This window comes from Neisseria perflava, assembly GCF_019334725.1.
Taxonomy (GTDB): domain Bacteria; phylum Pseudomonadota; class Gammaproteobacteria; order Burkholderiales; family Neisseriaceae; genus Neisseria; species Neisseria subflava_A.
The window spans coordinates 1,985,539-2,009,914 of record NZ_CP079818.1 but is presented as its reverse complement, the minus strand read 5'-3'; the positions used below and the strand labels follow the sequence as shown (position 1 = coordinate 2,009,914).

General features: G+C 50.1%; 22 protein-coding genes. 5 read left to right on the top strand and 17 right to left on the bottom strand.

The window, feature by feature from the left end; translation table 11 throughout:
* From LPB400_RS09610 to ybeY, 3 genes are read right to left on the bottom strand one after another with little or no spacing between them, the layout of a single operon-like run.
* Entirely contained in the window at nucleotides 1-738 is a 738-nt protein-coding gene (locus tag LPB400_RS09610) for a methionine ABC transporter ATP-binding protein (RefSeq protein WP_107792357.1), read from the bottom strand.
* On the bottom strand, nucleotides 735-1,577 hold the full coding sequence (locus LPB400_RS09605) for an HlyC/CorC family transporter (protein WP_003748594.1): 843 nt from the start codon (nucleotides 1,575-1,577) through the stop codon (nucleotides 735-737). Before LPB400_RS09605 ends, LPB400_RS09610 begins: the two co-directional genes overlap by 4 nt.
* Nucleotide 1,578: 1 nt before the next feature.
* Nucleotides 1,579-2,094 (bottom strand): rRNA maturation RNase YbeY, encoded by a 516-nt coding sequence (gene ybeY / locus LPB400_RS09600; protein ID WP_049348837.1) that lies wholly within the window; start codon nucleotides 2,092-2,094, stop codon nucleotides 1,579-1,581.
* 118 nt (nucleotides 2,095-2,212) lie between these two features.
* Here ybeY and hemC point away from each other — a divergent pair, with 118 nt between their 5' ends.
* On the top strand, nucleotides 2,213-3,148 hold the full coding sequence (gene hemC / locus LPB400_RS09595) for a hydroxymethylbilane synthase (protein WP_152899933.1): 936 nt from the start codon (nucleotides 2,213-2,215) through the stop codon (nucleotides 3,146-3,148).
* A 62-nt stretch (nucleotides 3,149-3,210) separates the two neighbouring features.
* Here the strand turns inward: hemC and yegQ are convergent, their stop codons facing one another.
* Nucleotides 3,211-4,566 (bottom strand): tRNA 5-hydroxyuridine modification protein YegQ, encoded by a 1,356-nt coding sequence (gene yegQ, locus LPB400_RS09590; protein ID WP_219088830.1) that lies wholly within the window; start codon nucleotides 4,564-4,566, stop codon nucleotides 3,211-3,213.
* 327 nt (nucleotides 4,567-4,893) lie between these two features.
* On the opposite strand from yegQ, the gene LPB400_RS09585 reads away from it, so the two are divergent.
* Nucleotides 4,894-5,640: an amino acid ABC transporter permease gene (locus tag LPB400_RS09585; RefSeq protein WP_070459299.1), complete on the top strand. Its 747-nt coding sequence runs from the start codon at nucleotides 4,894-4,896 to the stop codon at nucleotides 5,638-5,640.
* 76 nt (nucleotides 5,641-5,716) lie between these two features.
* On the opposite strand, the gene nagZ is transcribed toward LPB400_RS09585, so the two are convergent.
* The 10 genes from nagZ to LPB400_RS09535 form a co-directional block, all read right to left on the bottom strand.
* On the bottom strand, nucleotides 5,717-6,802 hold the full coding sequence (gene nagZ, locus LPB400_RS09580) for a beta-N-acetylhexosaminidase (RefSeq protein ID WP_036493220.1): 1,086 nt from the start codon (nucleotides 6,800-6,802) through the stop codon (nucleotides 5,717-5,719).
* A 97-nt stretch (nucleotides 6,803-6,899) separates the two neighbouring features.
* Complete coding sequence (locus LPB400_RS09575; protein ID WP_219088828.1) at nucleotides 6,900-8,420, bottom strand: Na+/H+ antiporter NhaC family protein; 1,521 nt, start codon at nucleotides 8,418-8,420, stop codon at nucleotides 6,900-6,902.
* 133 nt (nucleotides 8,421-8,553) lie between these two features.
* Entirely contained in the window at nucleotides 8,554-10,053 is a 1,500-nt protein-coding gene (locus tag LPB400_RS09570) for a DegQ family serine endoprotease (RefSeq protein WP_219088825.1), read from the bottom strand.
* Between the two features lie 245 nt (nucleotides 10,054-10,298).
* Entirely contained in the window at nucleotides 10,299-11,552 is a 1,254-nt protein-coding gene (hemA, locus tag LPB400_RS09565; protein ID WP_070459310.1) for a glutamyl-tRNA reductase, read from the bottom strand.
* Between the two features lie 148 nt (nucleotides 11,553-11,700).
* Nucleotides 11,701-12,564: an RNA polymerase sigma factor RpoH gene (gene rpoH / locus LPB400_RS09560; RefSeq protein WP_004519690.1), complete on the bottom strand. Its 864-nt coding sequence runs from the start codon at nucleotides 12,562-12,564 to the stop codon at nucleotides 11,701-11,703.
* 278 nt (nucleotides 12,565-12,842) lie between these two features.
* The gene (lnt, locus tag LPB400_RS09555; RefSeq protein WP_219088823.1) at nucleotides 12,843-14,390 is read right to left on the bottom strand and encodes an apolipoprotein N-acyltransferase; all 1,548 of its coding nucleotides are present in this window, start codon (nucleotides 14,388-14,390) and stop codon (nucleotides 12,843-12,845) included.
* A 55-nt stretch (nucleotides 14,391-14,445) separates the two neighbouring features.
* On the bottom strand, nucleotides 14,446-15,312 hold the full coding sequence (locus tag LPB400_RS09550) for a DUF808 domain-containing protein (protein WP_219088820.1): 867 nt from the start codon (nucleotides 15,310-15,312) through the stop codon (nucleotides 14,446-14,448).
* Between the two features lie 111 nt (nucleotides 15,313-15,423).
* Nucleotides 15,424-16,806 (bottom strand): TolC family protein, encoded by a 1,383-nt coding sequence (locus LPB400_RS09545; RefSeq protein ID WP_070814783.1) that lies wholly within the window; start codon nucleotides 16,804-16,806, stop codon nucleotides 15,424-15,426.
* Nucleotides 16,807-16,869: 63 nt separating this feature from the next.
* On the bottom strand, nucleotides 16,870-18,807 hold the full coding sequence (locus tag LPB400_RS09540; RefSeq protein WP_219088818.1) for a MacB family efflux pump subunit: 1,938 nt from the start codon (nucleotides 18,805-18,807) through the stop codon (nucleotides 16,870-16,872).
* Between the two features lie 81 nt (nucleotides 18,808-18,888).
* Nucleotides 18,889-20,070, bottom strand: coding sequence for an efflux RND transporter periplasmic adaptor subunit (locus LPB400_RS09535; protein WP_219088816.1), 1,182 nt, complete (start codon nucleotides 20,068-20,070; stop codon nucleotides 18,889-18,891).
* 289 nt (nucleotides 20,071-20,359) lie between these two features.
* On the opposite strand from LPB400_RS09535, the gene LPB400_RS09530 reads away from it, so the two are divergent.
* On the top strand, nucleotides 20,360-20,800 hold the full coding sequence (locus LPB400_RS09530) for a type IV pilin protein (RefSeq protein ID WP_070459327.1): 441 nt from the start codon (nucleotides 20,360-20,362) through the stop codon (nucleotides 20,798-20,800).
* Between the two features lie 117 nt (nucleotides 20,801-20,917).
* Here the strand turns inward: LPB400_RS09530 and nusB are convergent, their stop codons facing one another.
* The 3 genes from nusB to LPB400_RS09515 all read right to left on the bottom strand — a co-directional run bounded on the left by nusB (nucleotide 20,918) and on the right by LPB400_RS09515 (nucleotide 22,362).
* The gene (nusB, locus tag LPB400_RS09525) at nucleotides 20,918-21,346 is read right to left on the bottom strand and encodes a transcription antitermination factor NusB (protein WP_004519698.1); all 429 of its coding nucleotides are present in this window, start codon (nucleotides 21,344-21,346) and stop codon (nucleotides 20,918-20,920) included.
* Between the two features lie 119 nt (nucleotides 21,347-21,465).
* Nucleotides 21,466-21,945 (bottom strand): 6,7-dimethyl-8-ribityllumazine synthase, encoded by a 480-nt coding sequence (gene ribH / locus LPB400_RS09520; protein WP_003748562.1) that lies wholly within the window; start codon nucleotides 21,943-21,945, stop codon nucleotides 21,466-21,468.
* A 93-nt stretch (nucleotides 21,946-22,038) separates the two neighbouring features.
* Complete coding sequence (locus LPB400_RS09515) at nucleotides 22,039-22,362, bottom strand: DUF2185 domain-containing protein (RefSeq protein WP_003748560.1); 324 nt, start codon at nucleotides 22,360-22,362, stop codon at nucleotides 22,039-22,041.
* Between the two features lie 254 nt (nucleotides 22,363-22,616).
* Between LPB400_RS09515 and rnc the strand changes: the two genes are divergently transcribed.
* Nucleotides 22,617-23,336: a ribonuclease III gene (gene rnc, locus LPB400_RS09510; RefSeq protein WP_003748556.1), complete on the top strand. Its 720-nt coding sequence runs from the start codon at nucleotides 22,617-22,619 to the stop codon at nucleotides 23,334-23,336.
* Nucleotides 23,337-23,400: 64 nt separating this feature from the next.
* On the top strand, nucleotides 23,401-24,330 hold the full coding sequence (gene era, locus LPB400_RS09505; protein WP_036493257.1) for a GTPase Era: 930 nt from the start codon (nucleotides 23,401-23,403) through the stop codon (nucleotides 24,328-24,330).
* The last annotated feature ends 46 nt before the right edge of the window (nucleotides 24,331-24,376 follow it).

Below are 24,376 nucleotides of genomic sequence, written 5' to 3'. Positions count from 1 at the left end.
TTAGTCCTCTCGAATCAGCTCTTGCCCGATTTCGGATTGGGCATGGATTTGGTTGCCGTGTACTTCAATGATTTCCAGCAGACGGCCTTTGTCCAAGAGGGCGGCACGGTCGCACAGGCGGCGGATAACGCTCATTTCGTGGGTAACGATGACGATGGTTACGTTGAAACGTCGGTTGATGTCTTCCAAACACTTCAAAACGCTGCGCGTAGTGGCGGGGTCGAGGGCGGAAGTGGGTTCGTCGGCGAGGATGACTTGAGGTTGCGGCGCCAGCGCACGGGCAATGCCTACACGTTGTTTTTGACCGCCAGAAAGTTGGGACGGGTAATGATTGGCACGGTCTTGTAAATCAACGATTTCCAAACATTCTTCAACACGCGCTTGGATTTTTTTAGACGGCCATTTGGCAATTTCTAAAGGAAAGGCGACGTTTTCGGCAACGGTACGGTTGCTCAATAGGTTGAACTGTTGGAACACCATGCCGATGTTTTGTCGGGCGTGGCGCAGTTGCGTGGCGTTGAGCGCAGTCAGCTCTTGGCCGCATACGCTGACGGTGCCTGTGTCGGGACGTTCTAATAAATTAATCAGGCGCAGCAGGGTGGATTTGCCTGCGCCGGAATAGCCCATCAGGCCAAAGATTTCCCCCTGTTTGATTTCGAGGCTGGTCGGCTCGACGGCGACAAAGTCTTTGTTGTCGCGTGTTTGATAGTGTTTGGAGACGTGATCCAGAATAATCATGGTTTATCCGTGTTTTCTTTAATTCGTGTGGCCATCAGGGTGTGCAGACGGCGGTTGTCGGCGCGCGCAACAGTAAATTGCAGGTTGCCGATGATAACTTTTTCGCCGCGTACGGGCAGGTGCCCCAATTCTTGAATGACCAGGCCGCCGATGGTGTCGGCTTCTTCGCTGCTGTATTCCGTGCCGAAAAAGGCGTTGATGTCTTCGATCTCGGTTGCGGCGTGGATGCGCCAGCGTTCGGAAGAAACGGCGTGGATATTGTCGGCGCTGTCGTCTTCGTCAAACTCGTCTTCGATGTCGCCGACGATTTGCTCGATGATGTCTTCAAAGGTTACCAGACCGGATGTGCCGCCGTATTCGTCAATGACAATCGCCATGTGGTTGCGTTGTTCGCGGAACTCTTTTAAAAGGGAGGCTAGTGATTTGCCTTCGGGAACGAAAACGGCAGGGCGCAAGACGGATTTCAGGTGGAACTGCTCGGGATTAAACATATATTTGAGCAGATCTTTGGCATGCAAAATGCCCAAAACTTCGTCTTTGTCTTCGCCGATGACGGGGAAACGCGAATGGGCGGTTTCGATGATGTAGGCCGTGATGCGCTCGATGCTGTCGTTTTCTTTCAATACGTTCATGCGGCTGCGCGTAATCATGGCATCGCGCACTTCCAGCTCGGCAAAGTCCAATACTTTTTCCAGCCGGGTCAGTGTGTCGGCATCAAAAACTTCCTGTTCGTGCGCTTGGCGCAACAGGGTCAATACGTCTTCGGCGGAGTCGGGCTCGCCGGCAAGTCGGGAGATTAGGCGTTCGAAAAACTTGGGTTTCGACTGCGTACCGTCCATTTTAATATTCGTCCTCTTGGTAGGGGTTGGGAAAGCCTGCCGCCAGCATCAGGCGGATTTCTTCGGCTTCCATGATTTCGGCTTCATCGTCTTCGATGTGGTCGTAGCCCATCAAGTGTAAAGTGCCGTGTATGGTCAAGTGGGCAAAATGCTGCTCGGGTGTTTTGCCTTGTTCGGCGGCTTCTTTCAAAACCACTTGCGGACAAATCACCAAATCGCCATACAGGCCGTCTGAAAACTGGTCGGGCAGGATTTCGCCTTCGTTGAGCGCAAAACTCAATACATTGGTGGCGTAATCTTTGCCGCGGTAGTCGCGGTTGTAAGCGCGGGCTTCTTCTTCGTCTAGAAGAATCAGGCTGATGTCTGCACGGCGGTATTCGTTTTTCAAGGCAGACCACGCCCAGCGGTAAAAATCGTGTTCGCTCGGAAGGTCGGCGGCGGAAGAAGCGTTTTCAAAGTTCAGATGAAAACGTTGCCGCTGTAAGGATAAAAAAGGATATTGTTTGGCGCGTTTCATGTTGTCCGGAAAATTTGGTTTTTAGGCGTAAATATAACATATTCACCCTCATGCCGTCTGAAAAACCGCCCAAAATATGATAGACTTCATGCCGTTTTCCATCTTTCAGGCAACCATTATGAACCCGAAAAAACTCGTTATCGCCAGTCGCGAAAGCCTGCTTGCCATGTGGCAGGCAAAACATATCCAAGGCCGTCTGAAAGCCCTGTATCCCGATTGCGAAGTCGAGATTTTGGGCATGACCACGCGCGGCGACCAGATTTTGGACAGAACTTTGTCAAAAGTCGGCGGTAAAGGCTTGTTTGTCAAAGAATTGGAACAGGCTTTGTATGACGGTCGGGCTGATTTGGCCGTGCATTCGATTAAAGATGTACCGATGGATTTGCCTGAAGGTTTCGCACTTGCAGCCATCGGCGAACGCGCCAATCCGTTTGACGCGTTTGTGTCCAACCAATACGCGCGTTTGGAAGAAATGCCCAAAGGCGCCGTCGTCGGCACATCCAGCCTGCGCCGCGAAGCCCAGTTGCGCGCGCGCTATCCGCATTTGGTTATCAAACCTTTGCGCGGCAATGTGCAAACCCGGTTGTCCAAACTCGATAACGGCGAATACGACGCGATTATCTTGGCTGCCGCCGGTTTGCAGCGTCTGGAATTAGACGAACGCATCCGCATGATTTTGTCGGAATCCGACAGTCTGCCTGCAGCCGGACAAGGTGCATTGGGTATTGAAATTGCAGCGCATCGCGAAGATTTGTACGAAGTCTTGAAGCCTTTGAACCACGATACCACACACGCCTGCGTGACGGCCGAACGCGCGTTGGCGCGTGCTTTGGGCGGAAGCTGCCAAGTGCCGCTGGCCGCATATTGCACTGAAGAAAACGGCTTACTGACTTTGCGCGGCTTGGTCGGCCATCCTGACGGTTCAGTTATTTTGCAGGCGGACGCGCAAGCACCTGCCGAATACGCCGATGCTTTGGGTCGCGCTGTCGCCAAAAAACTGGCAGATGACGGTGCGGAAGAATTGATTGCCACTGTATTGCAAGAACAGGCTTAAAACAGCATAGATCATTTAAAAGGCCGTCTGAAACTTTCAGACGGCCTTTGTTTGGTTGATGCTTAAGGATTCATAATCCGCGCAACCAAAGCTTTTTCTTTGCCCTGCATATTGGGGATTTTGACCTGAATACCGTTGCCGGGTGCTACATCGACAGGCTGGCCTTTGCGGGTCATTTGTTCCAATTTGATGGTTTGGTTGCCGCTTGGGTGGATGATTTCGAGTGAATCGCCGATGGCAAAGCGGTTTTTGACTTCGATGGTTGCCCAGCCGTTTTCGTCGATTTCGGTAACGTGGCCGACATATTGGCTTTGTTTGGCGATGGAGTGGCCGGTCAGGTAGTTTTGGTAATCCTGAGTTTGGTGGCGCTCGAGGAAGCCGCTGGTGTAGCCGCGGTTGGCAAGGCCTTCGAGTTCGCTCAACAGGCTGTAATCAAACGGACGGCCTGCAACGGCATCGTCAATCGCTTTGCGGTAGGACTGGGCCACGCGGGCGACGTAGTAGAGCGACTTGGTGCGGCCTTCGACTTTTAGGCTGTCCACGCCGATTTTGGCCAGTTTTTCAACCACTTCAATGCCGCGCAGGTCTTTGGAATTCATGATGTAGGTGCCGTGTTCGTCTTCCATAATCGGCATCATTTCGCCCGGGCGGTTGGACTCTTCAATCAGGAAAACTTTGTCGGCGTAGGGATGGCGTTTTTGACCGTTGATGCCTTCGAAGTTTTGGTTGGCTTCTTCTTGGGCTTTTTCAAAGTTGAAACCTTGCAGCAGTTGGGCATCGCCCGCATCGCTTTCAGTGGCGTTGTGGACTTTGTAGTCCCAACGGCAGGAGTTGGTGCAAGTACCTTGGTTAGGGTCGCGGTGGTTAAAATAGCCGGAGAGTAGGCAACGGCCGGAGTAGGCGATACACAATGCGCCGTGAATGAAGACTTCGAGTTCGATGTCGGGACATTCTTGGCGGATTTCGGCGATTTCTTCCATGCTCAATTCGCGCGACAGAATAATGCGCTCGACGCCGATGTTCTGCCAGAATTTCACGCCCCAGTAGTTGGTGGTGTTTGCCTGAACGGACAGGTGGATCGGCATTTCCGGCCATTTTTCGCGCACGGTCATGATCAAACCTGGATCCGCCATAATCAGCGCGTCGGGTTTCATGGCAATCAAGGGTTCCATATCGGAAACGAAGGTTTTGAGTTTGGAGTTGTGCGGCAGCGTGTTGACGGTCAGGAAGAATTTTTTGTTGCGCTCGTGCGCTTCTTTAATACCTTGCTCGAGGACGTCGAGTTTGGCAAATTCGTTGTTGCGGGCGCGCAGGGAGTAACGCGGGCTGCCGGCGTAAACGGCGTCTGCGCCGTAATCGTAGGCGGCGCGCATGCGTTCGAGGCCGCCTGCAGGCAATAAGAGTTCGGGTACTTTCATGTTTTATGCTTTTTAAAATGTTTTCAGACGGCCCTTAAGGAAAGAGGGAAGGCCGTCTGAAAGATGTTTGAAGAATGGGCGGATTATCCGCTGTTTTTGTGTTTCGGTCAATTTTGTGTCGGGTTTGCGCTTTGTTTTTTATACGGAAAATGTCTTATATGATGAAAGGTGAAAAGGGGCTGCAATACGTTGGAAATGTAAAAAAGCAGGGTTGGGTGGATTAATTTAACAAAAAACCGTTCAAGCAATGTATTTTCTTGTAAAATATCAAGCTTCATTTTTAAAAAATATTCGGATTAGTTACCGATTTTGACCGACGGAAGGGTTATGGATTTTCGTTTTGACATTATTTATGAATACCGCTGGATGTTTTTTTACGGCGTATTAGCGACGCTGGGAATTACAGTGGTTGCAACGATTGGCGGTTCGATTTTAGGTTTGCTGTTGGCATTGGCTCGTTTGGTTAATCCGGAAAAAGCCGGTGCGCCGATACGTGCATTGGCTTGGGTTTTGCGTAAGATTTCTTTTGTGTATGTTGCATTGTTCCGCGGTACGCCATTGCTTGCTCAAGTTATTATTTGGGCTTTTGTTATTTTCCCATTTTTTGTACATCCTACCGATGGTGCATTAATCAGCGGAGAATCTGCAATTAATTTTCGTCGCTCTTATGGCCCATTGATCGCAGGTGTAATGGCTTTGATTGCCAACTCAGGTGCATATGTTTGTGAGATTTTCCGTGCCGGTATCCAGTCGATTGATAAAGGCCAAATGGAAGCCGCACGTTCTTTGGGTCTGACCTATACCCAGGCGATGCGTTATGTGATTTTACCTCAGGCTCTTCGCCGTATGTTGCCGCCACTTGCAGGTGAATTTATCACACTTTTGAAAGATAGTTCTTTGCTGTCTGTTATTGCAGTTCCTGAACTTATGTCTGTTCAAAAAGCAATCACAGGTCAGTATTCGATATTCCAAGAGCCACTTTATACGGTTGCATTGATTTATCTTGTATTGACGAGTGTATTAGGATGGGTATTCTTACGTTTGGAACGTCGCTATAACGTAAAACTTCATTAATTAGGAAGACAAAAAAGGAAGACTTTTTCAAGTCTTCCTTTTTTTATTTGCCGTCAATGTTTCAGACGGCCTTGAATCAGAATGCTTCGCCGACTTTGACACCGCCTGCGATGTCTTTTGGAGTTGCCAGTTTGGCAGTTGCTTGTTGGGCGGCTTGGAATGCTTCGGTTGCCATGATGTCGGCTGCTTCCTGGATGGTCAATGTGTTGGCCATGTATTGCCAACGTGCGGCCAAATCGGCGTTTGCCGGCGCGTGAAAACCGTCTCGCAATTCATCGACCAAGTCAGGGCGGTTGCACACCAGTACAATATCGCAGCCTGCTTCAAAAGAAAGGCGGGCGCGTTCTTTAATGCCGCCGACGCCGCATGCGCCTTCCATGGTCAGGTCGTCTGAAAAGATAACGCCGTTAAATCCGATTTCTTGGCGCAGGATTTGTTTCAGCCATTTTTCGGAGAAGCCGGCAGGTTGGCTGTCGATTTGCGGGTACACGACGTGGGCAGGCATAACTGCGGCCATGCCTGCCTGGCTCAGTGCGCGGAAGGGGATAAGGTCTGCGGCTTCGAGCGCTTCGCGGCTGCGTTCGTCGCAAGGCAGGACATGATGGCTGTCGCCTTCGACAAAGCCGTGGCCGGGGAAGTGTTTACCGCAAGATTTCATGCCGCCTTTGTTCAGGCCTTTTTGTAAGGCAAGGGCAAGCTGGGTTACGATGTTAGCGTCGCGGTGGAAACTGCGGTTGCCGATGACGGCGCATTGACCCCAGTCCAAATCCAAAACAGGCGTGAAGGATAGGTCGATACCGCAGGCGGAGAGTTCAGTCGCCAAAACCCAGCCGACTTGTTCTGCTTGGGCGCAGGCGGCTTCTTGGCCTTCGTTGTCCCAAATTTCGCCCAATACGTTCATGGCCGGCAGGCGGGTGAAACCGTCAATAAAACGTTGAACCCGTCCGCCTTCGTGGTCGACGGCGATGATGAGTTCAGGCGTGCGGACGGCTTTGATTTCTTGAACCAAAGCTTTGAGCTGGGAAACGTTTTCAAAGTTGCGGCGGAACAAAATAACGCCACCGACGGCAGGGTCGAGCAGGCGTTGTTTTTCTTCTTCGGTCAGATGATAGGCAGCGACGTCGGCCATGACTGGGCCGCGTGGAAGATGAGGCGTATTCATTGTTTTGTCCTGAATAATGTATATATTGGATAATCGTTATGTTCAGACGGCCTGAGAGTGTATGAATATCTCAGGCCGTCTGAATATTGGTTTTGAATTAGGCAGTTGCTTTTTTCTTGTCTTTTAAGATGAAAATCAACACAACCATCACGATGCCGGTTACCACAAAACCTAAAGGTGCAGAGCCGGTCATGCCTAAAATCAGGTAGCCGATAGCGGCAGAGGCGGCAACGGTTAGTGCGTAAGGGAATTGCGAGGTAACGTGGTCGATGTGGTTACAGTGTGCGCCGGTAGAAGAGAGGATGGTAGTGTCGGAAATCGGCGAGCAGTGGTCGCCAAATACGGCACCGGCCATGACGGCGGACATGCAAGGGATAATCAGCGAAGGTTCGACTTTGACGGCCATGGCGGCGGCAATCGGCAACATGATGCCGAATGTGCCCCAACTTGTGCCGGTAGCGAAGGCCATCACGCCTGCGAGCAGAAACAAAATCACGGGTAGGAAGCCTGCATGGATATTGCCTGCTACCAAGGTGGAGAGGTATTCGCCGGTGTGCATTTCGCTGACAACGGTGCTGATGATCCATGCCAAAATCAAGATGATAATGGCGCCGCGCATAGAGATGATGCCCTGCCAAACGGCTTTGGGATAATCGCTGGTTTTGATGGTGCCGATGGTGCAGAGGATGACGGCCAATACGCCGCAAGTACCGCCGAACACGAGGGAAGTGTTCACGTCTGTATTTTCAAACGCGCTGAGCAAAGAGAAGGTTTCAGAAGCTTGTGCGCCAGTGTAAATCATGGCGGAAACAGTGGTGACGATCAGCACCAAAACCGGAACAATCAGTGCGAATACACGGCCGTTGGGATGGCCTGTTTCAACGGTTTCATCATGAATTTCGTTCAAAGCGGCACGTTCCAAATGGGCCATGGAGCCGATGTCGAAGGAGAACCAAGCCACGACAAACACCATAATCAACGCGAAGACGGCGTAGTAATTCATCAGGCTCATGGCCACGAATGCGCCCATCGGTGTGTAGTCTGTGATGTTGTAAGTCACCAAAAGGCCTGCCAAAGTAGCGATAATTGATGCGCCCCAGCTGGATACCGGCATCAAAACGCACATCGGCGCGGCAGTGGAGTCAAGGATATAAGCCAGTTTGGCGCGGGAAACTTTGAATTTGTCGGTTACAGGGCGGGCAATCGCACCGACGGCAAGACTGTGGAAATAGTCGTCAATAAAGGTAACGAATACCAAACAGGCGGTCAGCAATTTCGCACCGCGACGGCCTTTGATGTGCTGTTTTGCCCAATCGGCAAATGCTTGGTTGCTGCCGGAATGCGTCAGCAGGGAAGTGAAAATCCCCAAAAGCACCAAAAAGAGCAGGATTTTGGGCTTGCCCAAAGACCAATCGCCGTCCGCCCAAGTCAGGCTGACTGCCATGTCTTTCAAGTGAACCAAAGCATCGAGTGGATTACCGCCTACCAGCAGGAATGAGCCGACGATAATGCCGACACCGAGGGACAGCAATACACGGCGCGTGGCAATGGCCAAGGCGAGCGCAATGGCTGCCGGGACGATAGATAAAATAGAATTCGAATAATTAATAAGTTGCATAATTATATTGTATATAAGCGGTGAAATATTTTCAGACGGCCTAAGTTGGAAGACGGATAACAAAATACCCACCGCCTCTGACAGATGGGTATTTTATCATCTAACACATCATCATGCCGTCTGAAAAATCGGACTACTGCAGATTTAACGCGAGGAACAAAGTATTGCCTTCGCGTTGTACCAAAAGCGGTACGTTTTTGCCTGAGCTTTCCAATGCGCTACGGAAAGTGGATTCGTCATTGACGCTGATTTGGCTGACGGCAATGATTTCGTCGCCGCGTTTGAGGCCGGCACGTTCGGCCGCACCGCTAACGCGCAGAACGATTAAGCGTTGTTTACCGTCTGCGTTTTCAACCTGCAGGGTAACGCCTGTATTTTCAACGGTGAATCCGTCATGGCCGCTTTCGTGTTGCGGGTGTTCGGCTTCTTTTGCAGAAGTTTCCGTTTGTTCGGCTGCGCTGCCAAGTTTGACTTTGACATCGGTTTGTTTGCCGCTGCGCCAAATGCTCAAAGTTACTTCTTTGCCCGGCATCATCGAGCCGACCATGACCGGCAAATCGCTCGAAGCGCGGACTTCTTCTCCGTTTACGCTGCGGACAATATCACCGACTTGCAAACCGGCTTGTTGCGCTGCGCTGTTCGGCATGATTTTGGCAATCAACGCGCCGCTTGCTTTGTCCAAACCGAAAGATTTGGCCAAATCGTAAGAAACTTCTTGGATAACCACGCCCAATTGACCGCGTTGGACTTTGCCGTTGGCTTTCAATTGATCGGCCACATTCATGGCAACATCAATCGGAATAGCAAACGAAATGCCCATGAAACCGCCGCTGCGACTGTAAATTTGCGAGTTGATGCCGACTACTTGGCCGCGGAGGTTGAATAGCGGGCCGCCTGAGTTGCCGGGGTTGATGGCAACGTCGGTTTGGATGAACGGCGTGTAGTTTTCATTCGGCAGGCTGCGGCCTTTGGCGGAGACGATGCCGGAGGTTACACTGTTGTCAAAGCCGAAAGGCGCGCCGATGGCAGCTACCCATTCGCCCGGTTTCAAATCTTTCGGATTGCCGATTTTGACAACCGGCAAGTCTTCTTGCGGCTCAATTTTTAAGAGGGCAACGTCGGATTGAGCGTCTGAGCCGACCAGTTTGGCCGTGTATTCGCGTTTGTCGTTGAGCAGGACTTTGATATTGCCCATGCCGGCAACCACGTGGGTATTGGTCAGGATATATCCGTCTTTGCTGATGATGAAGCCGGAACCGAAATTCAAATCGTCGCTTTCGGTATCTTCTTGCGGCATGTCGGGCATATTGGGAACAAGGCGTTTGAAGAACTCGTAAAACGGATCGTTGTCGGGAAATTGGCTCAGGTCCATGCTGTGGTCGTCATCCGGTGTCGCAGTGCGTTTTGCCGGTGTCGCTTGAATATTGACGACTGCTTGTCCTTCGTTTTGGACCAGTTGGGCGAAGTCGGGCAGCAACATACCGACTTTTCCGTCATCGGTATTGGTTTCTATGCGTTGGACGAGTTCTTTGTTTTCGTCTTTACCAAAAAAGGTGCTGACTTTGTCGCAACCTGAAAGAAGGGAAGCTGAGAGGACAGCGAGGACCAGATATGTGTTTGTTTTAATATGCACGAAAGTTCCTTTTGCCGGTGCCTATCGTATTGTCGGCATGCGTTTGAATCGGCAGGCAGTTTTATTGTTTGAATGCTGTTTAAATGTATAAAGTAGGATTTTTACACTTTAACGGTTTTTTTTCAAGCATTTCATTTTAAATGAAAAAATGATAATTGGGATTTTATTGTTTTAAGGCCGTCTGAAAGCTTTGGAATATGACCTGTCGGTCGGTTCGCTTTTTTCAGACGGCCTTTAAATTGTGGTCAGTCGTGTTGGTCCAAATGGTAGATCTGCGCCACGGCATCGATTAATTCGCTGTTGTCCGAGCCTGCTTTATTGAGCGTGCGTGTTGGAGAGTGGAGCAGTTTGTTGGTCAACTGAATGGAGAGGCGTTCGAGGACATCCTCGGCGGATACGCCTTTTGCCAGTTGCTTCATGGCATTTTCCAATACTTGACGGCGTGCGCGTTCGCCTTCGTCGCGTAAGGCGCGGATAAGCGGAACGCTTTGACGGTTTTTCTGCAGGCGGATAAATTCGCTGACTTTTTCTTCCACCATGCTTTCAGCCGCCGCCGCTGCTTTTTTGCGCGCATCTTTACCGCTTTGGACGATGTCCATCATGTCGTCTACGGTATAGAGATATGCATCTTCCAATTCGCCGACTTCGGCTTCGATATCGCGCGGAACGGCCAAATCCAGCAGGAAAACAGGCATGTTGTGGCGTTTTTTCAATGCGCGCTCGACCATGCCTTTGCCGACAAGGGGCAGTTGACTGGCGGTGGAAGAAACAACCACGTCGTAATCGTGAAGAATATCGGGCAATTCATTCAGCAGGCAGGCTTCGGCGTTGACACCGAGTTTGTCGCACAATTCCTGCGCGCGCTGGTGTGTACGGTTGGCAACGGTAATGAGCTTGGGATTTTTGGCGGCAAAATAAGTGGCCACCAGTTCAATCATTTCGCCTGCGCCGATAAAGAGGACGTTCAGATCGGAAATGGAAGGGAAGATTTGCTCTGCCATTTTGACCGATGCAGAAGCCATGGAGACGGAGTTTTCACCGACAGCAGTGTCGGTACGCACTTCTTTGGCAACGGCAAAGGTTTTTTGAAACAGGGCGTTTAAGTGGGTATTGATGCTTTCTTGTTCTTGCGCAACGCGGACGGCATCTTTGATTTGACCGAGAATTTGCGGTTCGCCCAGGACCATGGAATCCAAGCCGCAGGCGACGCGGAAGGCGTGGCGGACGGTTTCATTATTATCTAAGGTATAGAGGTAGGGGCGGATTTCTTCGACAGGCAGATTGTGATATTTTGCCAACCAGTTGATGATTTTTTCGGATTCGCCGACGCAGTAAAGCTCGGTGCGGTTGCAGGTAGAAAGAATGACTGCTTCTTCCGCCGCCTCGCTGCGCGCGAGGTTGGACACGGCATCCGGCAAATTTGCAGCAGCAAATGCCAGTTTTTCGCGTATGCTCAAGGGCGCGGTTTGGTGGTTGAGTCCGACGACGGTAAGTTGCATGGTTATGGTATGACCGGGTAGTGTGTGTGGTGGCTATTATAGCTTAAGTGGGCTTTAAAATGAATGTGTTGGGGGATAAGATACGATGAGGTTTGCCATCGAAAAGGCCGTCTGAAAAGATTCAGACGGCCTTTTTATCAAGAAAGGCTTAAACGGCTTCTGCTTCTTCTGCCAAGAAACCGCGCAGTTTTTGCATGGCTTTGGCTTCGATTTGGCGGATGCGTTCGGCAGATACGCCGTATTCGGCAGCCAATTCGTGCAGGGTCAAACCGCCGTCGTCTTGTAACCAGCGGCTTTCAACGATACGGCGGCTGCGGTCGTCCAGTTGCGCCAAGGCGTTTTGCAGACCTTCGGTTTGTAGGGCGTAGTGGGCTTGTTTGGACAACTGACGGCTAGGCTCTGCATCGTGGTCGGCCAACCAGTCGATAGGGGCAAAGTTGTCCTCGTCATCGTTGTTTTCTGCCATGATGCCGATGTCGTGGCCGGTCATGCGTTGTTCCATTTCCAAGACTTCGGACAATTTGACGCCCAAATCGTCGGCGATTTCTTGCGCTTCTTTTGGAGACAAGGCATTCAGGTTTTTACGCATGCTGCGCAGATTGAAGAACAGTTTGCGCTGCGGTTTGGTTGTGGCAACGCGGACCAAACGCCAGTTGCGCAAAATGAATTCGTGGATTTCGGCTTTAATCCAATGCACGGCAAACGAAAACAGGCGCGCGCCGCGACTTGGTTCGTAGCGTTTGACGGCTTTCATCAGGCCGATATTGCCTTCTTGAATCAGGTCGGCTTGGTTGAGGCCGTAGCCGTCGTAACCGCGTGCAATGGATACGACGACGCGAAGATGGGACAGAATAAGCTGTTTGGCGGCATTGAGATCGCCTTTTTGTTGACGTTCCGCTAGTTGTGTTTCTTCTTCGGCGGTCAGCATTGGAATGCTGTTGACAGTATGAATGTATTGCTCGAGGCTACCGTTGCCGCTGTGGATAACGGGTAATGCAAAAGCTTTATTCATAAAAGGATGCTCTCCTTGATTAGGCCGTCTGAAAACGGCTTTTTGTTTATTGTGTGACAAGCAGTATAACACTGCCTGTGGTTTGTTTTGTTATGGGTTGGATTTTTTCTGTAAATTAACGATAGATTCAATAGTTTTTACTGCTTGAATCTCAAGGGTTGATTGTCTTAGAAAATTTGAGTGATTTGCTAGGTTTTGGCTAAGTATATTACAAACATTTCTGTATGTAAATAGTTTTAGTAATAAAAAAGACCTTGTATAACAAGGTCTTAAATTTTTTATTCTGGTTTCTTCCGGCCAATCAGGATAAGGAATACGCCGATAACGGCCAAAATGCTGATAAGCCATGTTGAGCCGCCTGCTTTCATATAAGGCGTTTCGCCGATATAGCCTTTGACGTGGCCTTCGAGGACGGTTTCTGTATCCGGTTGGGCTTCGGCAACAATCGTGCCTTTAGGGGAAATAATGGCGGTCGCACCGGTATTGGTGGCGCGAACCATGTAGCGGCCCAGTTCCATTGCTCGCGCTTGGGACTGTTGAAGCTGCTGATACATGGCATTGGATTTGCCGTACCACGCCATATTGCTGATGTTGGCGAGTAGGGTAGAGCGTTTCGCCGTTGCGATGAGTTCGTCGCCGAAACCGTCTTCATAGCAGATATTGAAGGCGACTTTTTGATCTTTCATCACCAAAGGCGCTTGGTTGTCACCGCCTTTTTGAAAGTCGGCCAAAGGCATATCCATCATTTTATAGAGACGCTCAGTAATGGCGGGTAAGGGTTTGTATTCGCCAAATGGAACGAGGTGGTTCTTGGCGTAGTAGGGGATAACATCGGAAGTGCTGTTGTGATATTCGCTCAAATTGATGACTGCATTTTCGTAGCCGTTGCCGTCGGGCGTATATTGGCTTATACCGATGGCCAACGCGCTGCCGTTGCTTTGCGCTTGCTCGGCGAATTGTTCCAAGATGCCTTCGGGCAGGTCTTGGCGCATCAGCGGCAGGGCGGTCTCGGGCAGGATGACGATGTTGGCACTGGTTTTGCTGATTTGTTCGTAGTATTTCTGAATGGTTGGGATGATTTGCTCTTCCTTCCATTTCAGATTTTGCTCGATATTGCCTTGAATCAGGGCGACGGTGCTGGTGCTGCCGTCAGGGCGGGTGTATTCGGTTTGTTGGGAAATGTAGCCGACGGAGCAGAGTGCAACGATAAGGAATAAGGGCAGCAGGCGGTGTTTCAGACGGCCATGATTGTCAATCAGCAACACCAGCCATGCGCTGAGGAAAGCGGTTGCCAGCGTAACCATGTGAATGCCGCCCAAAGGTGCGAAACCTGCCAACGGGCTGTCTTTGATGATTTGGGAGTAGCCGATTGCGCCCCAGCCGAATCCGGTCAGGAAACGTTCGCGGGCAAATTCTGCCAGCGTCCACAAAATTGGCAGCAGGAGGCCGGTTTTGGCCCAGCGCGACAGGTTGCATTTTCTCCACACCCAAAAACAGATGGCCGGATAAAGCGCAAGAAACGCCGGCAGCAGGAAGGTGAGGGGGATGGCGTATGAATCCGGCAAACCCGAAACATCATGCAAGGCAGTGTGTATCCAATAAAATTGCGCCGTATAACCGATTAATCCGAACAGATAGGCAGTCATGGCGGCAAAGCGCGGACGCAATTCAATCAGGCGTATCAGCGCGCCAAACAACAGCGGCATCAGCCAGAAATGATAATACGGGGCGAAAGTGAACGGTGTCGCGGCGGCAATCAAGATGACCAGCGGCCAGTAAAGCAGCGGATGTTGCCAATATTGTTCGAGTTTACGGAAAATATTCATGCTTTAAATGGTATTGAGGCCGTCTGAAAAGTTTTCAGACGGCAGGGAAACAAAATCAGTCTTTTTGAAATAATTTCATTGCAGGCAGGACGATTGCGCAAGCCAATGCACCGGCGGCTACTCCGACCACCAAGTTGACGATATGTTCCATCATGCCACTGTCCCAATGCTGCGCGTGGAGGAAATCGTGCAAAAAGCCAAGGTTGTGGGCGATCAGTCCGCCGCCGACCAAGAACATCGCCAGCGTGCCGACAATACTCAAACCGCGCATAAACCAAGGCATAAATGAAATCAAACCGCGTCCGATACCTTGCACGGCGGCGCTTTTTTGGCGCATTAACATCATACCGAGGTCGTCAAGTTTGACGATAATGCCGACCAAACCATAGACCAATACTGTCATGCCGACACCGATGGCGGCCATCACCAAAGAACGCGTCATCAGGTCATATTTTTCAACAACGCCCAGCGCGATAATGATGATTTCGGCGGAGAGGATGAAATCCGTGCGGACCGCACCTTTAACTTTTGTTTTTTCATCTGTGACTTCAGGCTCGGCATCATGTCCGTCTTCGTGTTCATTGCGGTGCAGGAATTTGTGCAACAGTTTTTCCACGCCTTCAAAACACAAATACGCACCGCCGATCATCAGCAAGGGCGTAATCAGCGCAGGGAGGAAAGCGGAAAGCAACAGTGCAAGCGGCACCAGAATCAGCTTGTTGACCAGAGAGCCTTTTGCCACTGCCCAAATAATCGGCAATTCGCGCTCGGCAGATACGCCGGTTACCTGATTGGCGTTGAGCGCCAAATCGTCACCGACCACGCCGGCAGTTTTTTTGGCGGCGACTTTGGTCATCATCGCTACGTCGTCCAAAACGGCGGTAATGTCGTCCAAAAGCGTAAAGAGAGAGGCGAAGGCCATAATGTTGTCCGGATAAAATCAAATAAACGCGCGATTATATATGAAAATTCAGTTGCTTGAATGGTTTCAGACGGCCTTTGACGGAAATTAACCAAAGGCCGTCTGAAAATGCTATTTCGGCGTATAACGTCCTGCCATGGCTTTGTACACCATATTTTCGTATTTTAAAGCCTCATAGCGTTGGTTTAGCAGGTTTTGCGCCGAGCTGTATTCCGTATTCAAAGCCTCCAGCCAGTCTTTCAGTTCGTTTTTACCGTGTTGGTAGCGTACTTGATAGTAATGGCTGTTTTTCTTGTCCAACTGATAACGCTGTTCCTGATTGGCAAGGCCGGCCTGCGCGTTTTTGTAGCCAAGGTAGTTGGTGTTGACCTCGTTGAGCGCGGTGGTCAGGGCTTTTTCAAAATTCAGCTTGGCACTGTCCATCTCCGCTTGTACGGTTTTGTCTTTCCATTTCATGGTCTGCCAATTAAGGAAAGGCAGATTGATGGTGGCCGAGCCGCCCAACATGGGGATATTGAACGTGCTTTTTGCTTTGTCGGAAGACGTACTCAAACTTGCGCCCAAAGTAATCGACGGATACCAACTGCGTTTTTGCGCGTTGACCGATTGTTGCGACGCTTGCAGGCGGTATTCGGCGGCGCGCAGGTCGGGGCGGTTGGCCAAAACGGTAATCGGCACGTCCAAGTTCACGCCTTTGACCGGCAACAGGCGGAACTGTGCCGGATCGGCGGCCATGTTTTCAGACGGCCTTAAATTCAACAAATTACGCAAAACCTGTTTTTGCGTATCCAAATTGTTTTGCAAAGACAACAGGCTGTTTTCCGCACTCAGCAATGACTGTTTGGCTTGGGTCGGCTGGCTGGAGTCGGCCCGGCCGTAGCGGAACTTGGCATTCGCAATGCGGTTGATTTCCTGATATTGCTTCAGCGATTTTTTTGCCAACTCGATGGCTTCGTTCAGATAGGCGATATTGAAATACGCATCGGCGACATTATTAATCAAAGTCAGGCGTGTGTTGGCCATGTCTTCATGCGTGGCTTGGTATTCCCATACCTGCGCATCGGCAGTGGCACTGAGTTTGCGCCACAAATCCAATTCGTAGCTCAAACCAAGCTGGCTGCTGAAGGTATTGCCGTGGCTGCCGGTTTTCAGGTTTTTAGAAGCGTTCGCGCCCAACGAGCCGCTGAACGAAGGCACCAAATCCGCACCCAAAATATTGGCTTGATACAAAGCTTTGTTGACGCTGATGGCGGCCTGTTTCAAATCGACATTGTTGGCCAGCGCCTGCTCCATCAGCGCATTAAGCTGCGGGCTTTGGTAGATTTCCCACCAGTTGCCGTTTACATCGTAGCGTTCGGCAGTTTCGGTCGCGCTCATGACTTGGCCGGTTGCTTCCAGTGTCAGGTTCGGGTTGGCTTTGGGTGCGGCGCACGCACTTAGGGCAAGAGCAACAGCCAATGATAAGGCTGCTTGGGAAAAAGGTTTCGTCTTCATAAAAAATCTTTCGGGTAACAGCATTTCAGACGGCCCCAAGATAATAGGCCGTCTGAAACATAATCAATCCTGAGCCAGCGCATCAATCGGGTTGAGCTTGGAAGCTTTGTTGGCGGGCATAAAGCCGAACGCGACGCCGATGGCGGTGGAGCAGACAACTGCGCCGATGACGGAAGTCATGGAAATGCTCATCGGGAAGTCGGTAACAAAGTAGTTGAACACCAGGCTGATGCAGGCAGACAACAATATGCCGGACAAGCCGCCGATGATACAAATTAAGACGGCCTCAATCAGAAACTGTTGCAAAATATTGTTGCGGCGTGCGCCGATTGCCATGCGGACGCCGATTTCTTTGGTGCGCTCGGTAACGGAGACCAGCATGATGTTCATCACGCCGATACCGCCGACCACCAAAGAGATGACCGCGATGGAAGAAATCAGCAGCGTCATGGTGCCGGTTGTGCTTTCCACCATTTCTTTGATGCTGTCGCTGTTGTTCATAAAGAAATCTTCTGTACCGTGGCGTGCTTTCAGCAGCTCGGTCAGGCTTTTTTCGGCAACTTGCGTGTTGGCATCGTCTTTGATTTTGACAACGATGGAGTTGGTATAGCTCTCGCCGGTAATTTGGTGCATGACCGTTGTATACGGCGACCAAAGCATCAGCGAGTCGGAATTGCCGAATGAGTTGTCATCCTTTTTCATAATGCCGATGACGGTTAGCGGGCGTTTTTTGAAGAGGATGGTTTTGCCTAAAGGATTGACGCCTTCGCCGAAGAGTTTGGTTTTGGTGTTTTGGTCGATGACGACGACTTGGGCATCGTTTTTTACATCGTCATCATCAAACAGACGGCCTTCTTCCAATTTCAAACCGCGCACGTCGAAATATTGTTCGCCTACGCCGTAAAGTGAGGCGGTCAGGTCGGTGTTGCGGTAGGTTAAGGTGCCGCTGGAGTTGGTTTGAGGAGTGGCAGAGGCGACGTAGCTTTGTTGGCTGATGGCTTTTGCGTCATTAATCGTCAGTGTCTTGATTCGTCCGCTGCGGCGGTCACCAAAACCACGACCGGGGAAGATGCTGATGGTGTTTGTGCCCATCGAGTTGATGTCTTCCAAGATTTTTTGTTGCGAGCCATTACCTAAGGCCACTACCGATACCACCGAAGCGATACCGATGATAATCCCTAGCATGGTCAGCAGCGAACGCATTTTGTGCGCCATAATCGCCTGTACCGACATTTTGAATGCTTCCATAAATTGATCGTAATAAAACGACCAGGAAGCTTTTTCTTTAATCCTCTCCACTTTGCTTGGCGGAATATCGGGATTTTTAGACGTATCCGAAATAATCTGACCGTCGCGAATTTCGATGACGCGGTTTGCATTTGCCGCAATGCCCGGATCGTGGGTAACCATAATCACGGTATGCCCGTCTTCGTGCAGTTTGTGGATGATTTCCATCACGTTTTTACCGCTGGCGGTATCCAATGCGCCGGTTGGTTCATCGGCAAAGATAATTTCGCCGCCGTTCATCAACGCGCGGGCAATCGAAACGCGTTGTTGCTGACCGCCGGAAAGCTCGCTGGGTTTATTGCCTTCTTTATTTTGCAAGCCCAAATCGTCCAACAGTTTTTCCGCACGTTCCGCGCGCTCTTTGCTGTCCATGCCCATATACACGGCAGGTAGGGCGACGTTGTCTCGGGCGGTCAACGAGCTTAACAGGTTGTAACGCTGGAAAATAAAGCCGAAACGCTCACGGCGCAAAGCTGCCAGCTCATCCGGCTGCATTTGCGATGTTTCGATGCCGTCGATTTGATAAGAGCCGGAAGTGGCGGTATCCAGACAGCCCAAGATATTCATCAGCGTCGATTTGCCTGAACCGGACTGGCCGATAATCGCCACAAAGTCGCCTTTCTCAATAGAAAGGCTGACATCTTTCAATACGTGCACACGGTTTTCACCGCTACCGAAAAAACGGTTGATATTCTTACATTCGATTAAACTCATAATCTTTCCGGGCAAAAAATAGAAATACAGGAACTAAGGCCGTCTGAAACACAGCCAAATCTTTCAGACGGCCTTAATCAATCAGCGAGGAGGGCCACCACCCATCATCGCGCGTTCACTGCTCTTATTCTTTTCATCTGCGCTCATTTCAGAAACGATCACTTTTTCGCCTTCTTTCAAGCCGCTTTTGATTTCGGTATTCATGCTGTCTTTCAAGCCGACGGTCACTTCGCGTTCTACCGCTTTATTGTCTGCGCCCAAAATGCTGACATAGGATTTGCCGTTATGTTTTTTCACGGTCAGCGTCGGTACCAGTAAAACATTCTTCACGCCGTTGATTTCAATCGTGTTTTGAGTGGTCATGCCGATGGAAAGTTTGCCGTCGGAATTTGGCACCAAGGCGCGGGCATAGTAGTAAATCGCATTGGAAGTCGTGTCCGTGCTGCTGGTGTAGCTGCCCAAAGACATGGTGGTCAGGCCGGGGTCGACGCTGTCCAATTTCGCTTTAATCGGGGTGTCCGGTTCGGACAAAATGGTGAACGAAATATCCTGACCGGCTTTGACTTTCGTGATGTCGCCCTCGGCAATCTGCATTTTGTTTAACATGGTTTCCAGATTGGCCAGCTGGATAATGGTCGGCGTAGATTGTGCCGCATTGACGGATTGGCCTTCTTCAACAGGAATGGCAACCACAGTGCCGTCCATGGTGGCAGTGATCCGCGTGTGGCCCAGTTCGGATTCGGCTGTGTTGATGGAGATTTTGGATTGTTTGATGGCGGCCTTCAGCTCGGCAACATTGGCTTTGGCTGCGGCTAAAGAGTCTTGTGCAGATTCCAAGTCTTCCTTGGAAGTTGCCTGTTCTTTCCATAAGGCAAGTTCGCGTTTATATTTTTTCTCTGCACTGGAAAGCGCGATTTCGGCAGAAACCAATTTTGCCTGATAGGTTTCCAGTTTGGATTTTTCGGTATTTAAGGTATTGATCTGATTGGTTGAGTTGATTTCCGCAATCAGCTCACCTTTTTTCACTTGCTGGCCCAGTTTCACATACAGTTTTTTAATCTGACCTGAAGCTTCCGCACCTACGGATACCAAATTGGAAGGCGAGATTTCGCCGGTTGCCGACACGGTTTGACGAATATCGCCGCGTTTGACCACTTCTGTAATAAAAGAAGACTGAGGCTCAGGCTTCATCAAAGACCAGCCGCCGAAAGCTGCAGCCACGATAACAGCCGTACCGGCCGCCCACTTGAAAACTTTAGACATATAAAAGAAACCAATTCAATTAAATAACGTCGCAGACAAGCAACAAATGTATTGATAGAAACAAAAAAACAACTGGATTTTACTGTAAAGACCCAGGCTGACCAAGAGACAGCCGGCTTAAATTGAAGTTTAACTTATTGAAATAAAAAATAAAGGTCAGTAAACATTTTTCAGAACTTGCACCTCATTTACATAAATTCCCAAACTCCCTCCGAATCTGAACATTTAAGCCGCAAGAAAACTACTATAATATCCACGTCTTATTCTAATTATTCACGACATAAATACAATGAAACACCAACAAGGCTTCACGCTTATCGAGCTGCTGATAGTCGTTGTGATTGCAGCCATTCTTGCTATCATCGCATATCCGTCTTATCAAAACTATATCCGCCAAACGCGCCTTGCCGCCGTCCGCACGCAGATGCTTCATAACGCCCAACAGCTCGAACGCTACTACACTCAAAAAAGGACATTTAAGGATTTTCCTGGTAATAAGGATTTTCCTGCTAAAAATTTACAGCAGAATCAATATTTCAATATTAGTTTTTCCGAAGGTACAGCTTCTATGCCTAATCCTTCCGATTCAGGTTATATTTTGAAGGCAGAACCTAACAAAGAAACCAACGCTAATGAAACCTGTACCGTTTATTACAACGACAGCGGTATCATCTGGGCAAACAGCGATAAACAAAACTGCCCCGGTTATGAAATACCAAAATCGGAATAAATCGAAATATAAAAGGCCGTCTGAATTTCAGACGGCCTTTTGGATGGTTTGGCTGTATAAGCAGATGAGCCTCAATAGGGCAAAGATCAGTAATCTTGTTCCGATGTGAAGTCAATCTTAGCCTTTGCGGCGCGGTTCATCAGGGCGGATGCGGGAAGCCAGCTGGTCGAGGATGCCGTTGACGAATTTATGGCCGTCGGTGCCGCCGAAAGTTTTGGTAACTTCGATGGCTTCGTTGATGATGACAGGATAGGGGGTTTCAGGCATGGTGCTCAGCTCATGGCAGGCAACCAGCAAAACGGCGCGTTCGATAGGACTGAGGTCTTTTTCGTCGCGGTCAAGCAGGGGGCTGATTTTTTCCATGTATTCTTCGGCATGGGTTTGTGCGCCGAAAAACAGTTTGTTGAACAGCTCTTCATCCATATTGGGCGCTTGGGACAGTTCGCGGATGTTTTTGGCGATTTCGGGAGCGGCGGTTTTGTTGATGCCTGCTTGATAAATGGCTTGTACGGCAAGCTCGCGTGCGCGGCGGCGTGGGCTTTTCATGGGTATTCCTTGTGAAGAGGGCCGATGGTTGTCGGCTAAATATTGAATGATTCAGACGGCCTCAATGTCATGATTGGGAGGCCGTCTGAAAATATGCGGTATTCAATACGGGGAGAAGTTTATTCTTCGTCGTCTTCGTATTGTTCTGACAAAAGATGGTTGACCAAGTTGGCACATTCTACGGCAACTTTGGCGGCATCGGAGGCTTTTTCTTCGATGCGTGCAACGGCCTGTTCGTCGTTTTCGGTCGTCAGGATGGCGTTGGCAATCGGGATGTTGTAGTCAAGGGCAACGCGGCTGACGCCTGCGCCGGATTCATTGGATACCAATTCAAAGTGGTAAGTTTCGCCGCGAATGACAACGCCGATGGCAATCAGGGCATCGAATTGTTCGGATGAAGCGAGGTTCATCAGCGCGATAGGCACTTCAAGCGCGCCGGGAACGGTGGCAAGCGTGATGTTGTCTTCGGCTACGCCCAATTCTTTTAAGGTGCGGCAGCAAACTTTGACCATTTCGCTGCCGATTTCGTTGGTGAAGCGGGCTTGAACAATGCCGATGCGCAGGTTGGTGCCATCGAGGCGTGGTTCGATAATGTTCATGATGATTCCTTCAATATTTGTGAAATAGGGATTCTGCTCGGTTTCAGACGGCCTTGTTATAAAGGAGGCCGTCTGAAACGAAATGGGGATGGGTTATTCTTGCGGCTGCCAATCGGCAACGGCTTGGAACTCGCCGTCTTCGTTTAATTCCCACGCGCTGCCTTCTGCCTGAGTCAGCAGGGGCGCGATGTCGGGATTGTCTGCGGTAATGGCGGAGAGGCTGACAATGCTGAAGTTGTCGGGATTGTCGGTGTATTCGTCGGTTTCGTCGCCGCTGAAAATACGCCAGCCGCTGTCGTTTTCAAATACGGGGGCTTCGCGGTAGAGGAAGCCGACGGGTTCGCCTTGTTCGGCGACGGTGTTGGTGACGATGCAGCGGTCGAGCGCTGCGGCCAATGCTTGGGCAAATTTGTTCATGGAGTTGGCAAAGAGATGATTTGGCATGATTTTACACGATTCGCCGCTTTTCCGCACGGATGTGTGCCGGGGCGGTTTGATGGTACAATGTCGGTCGAGCGCCGTCAGGTTTGAACATGACGGCTTTTGATTGTTTATCGGCTTGAGGGACGCAAGAAACAATGAGCCAAAATAAAAAAGTTGCCGGTGTAGCCTTTTTATTTTGTTTCACTGCGGATGAGGCGTATTTTCGGGCTGTTTTTTGAAAGTATGGAATGAAACCTGATTTGCTCAAACAGCAGGCGCATCGAGCGATTCAAAAGCGTCTGGGCTATGAGTTCCGCAATATGGAGCTGCTTCAGCAGGCTTTGACCCACCGCAGCTACAATGCCAAACACAATGAGCGTTTTGAATTTGTCGGCGATTCGATTTTGAACTATTCCGTGGCGCGGATGTTGTTTGACGCGTTTCCGAAATTGTCGGAAGGCGAGTTGTCGCGGATGCGTGCGGCTTTGGTGAATGAAGGCGTGTTGGCTGAAATTGCGTTGGAAATGAATGTCGGCGACGGTTTGTATTTGGGTGCCGGCGAGTTGAAGAGCGGCGGTTTCAGACGGCCTTCGATTTTGGCCGACGCGATGGAGGCGATGTTTGCGGCGGTCAGCTTTGACGCGGATTTTTCTGCGGCGGAAAAAGTGGTTCGCCATTTATTTGCGGAACGCGTAAAACGCGCGGATTTGAACATCGGCAAAAAAGACAGTAAAACCGCTTTGCAGGAAGCCTTGCAGGCACGCCGCTTTGCCCTGCCGAAATATCGAATCGAAGAGCAGGCGGAGCAGACGGCTGATGCGATGTTTGTGATTTCCTGTGATTTGGGCGAACTTGGCTTTATCTGCAATGCGCGCGGCAGCAGTCGGAAAGTGGCCGAGCAAAAAGCGGCATGTGAAGCCTTGGAATGGTTGGAACAGAAGTTCCCTTTAAAAAAATCTAAAAAATAATATTTCAGACGGCCTTTGAGAAAATGCAAAGGCCGTCTGAAACAATCAAGAAAGTCATATATAAATGGATATCGAAACCTTTTTGCAAAACGAGTCACAACACCCGACGGATTATCGTTGCGGCTTTGTGGCCATCGTGGGTCGCCCGAATGTCGGCAAGTCCACGCTGATGAACCATTTAATCGGTCAGAAAATCAGTATTACCAGTAAAAAAGCACAAACCACGCGCAACCGTGTAACAGGTATTTACACCGACGACACGGCGCAATTTGTGTTTGTCGATACGCCGGGTTTTCAAACCAATCACCGCAATGCTTTGAACGACCGTCTTAATCAAAACGTAACCGAAGCGTTGAGCGGCGTGGATGTGGTGGTTTTTGTGGTGGAAGCCATGCGCTTTACCGATGCCGACCGCGTGGTGTTGAAGCAGTTGCCTAAGCATACGCCTGTGGTATTGGTGGTCAATAAAATCGATAAAGACAAAGCCAAAGACAAATTTGCGCTTGAGGCGTTTATCAATGAAGTGCGCCAAGAGTTTGAATTTGCCGCCAGCGAGGCAGTCAGCGCGAAACATGGTCTGCGTATTGCCAATCTGCTGGAATTGCTCAAGCCGTATCTGCCGGAAAGTATCCCGATGTATCCGGAAGATATGGTGACGGACAAATCCAGCCGATTCCTGGCGATGGAGATTGTGCGCGAAAAATTGTTCCGCTATTTGGGCGAAGAGTTGCCATATGCGATGAATGTTGAAGTGGAGCAGTTTGAGGAAGAGGAAAGCGGACTGTTCCGCATTTATATCGCGGTGTTGGTCGATAAAGACAGCCAAAAGGCGATTTTGATTGGCAAGGGTGGGGAGAAATTGAAGAAAATTTCTACTGAAGCCCGCCTTGATATGGAAAAATTGTTTGATACCAAAGTCTTCTTGAAGATTTGGGTGAAAGTGAAATCCGGTTGGGCAGACGATATTCGTTTTCTGCGCGAATTGGGTTTGTAATGTAATGTGTTTGAACAAAGGCCGTCTGAAAAATTTTCAGACGGCC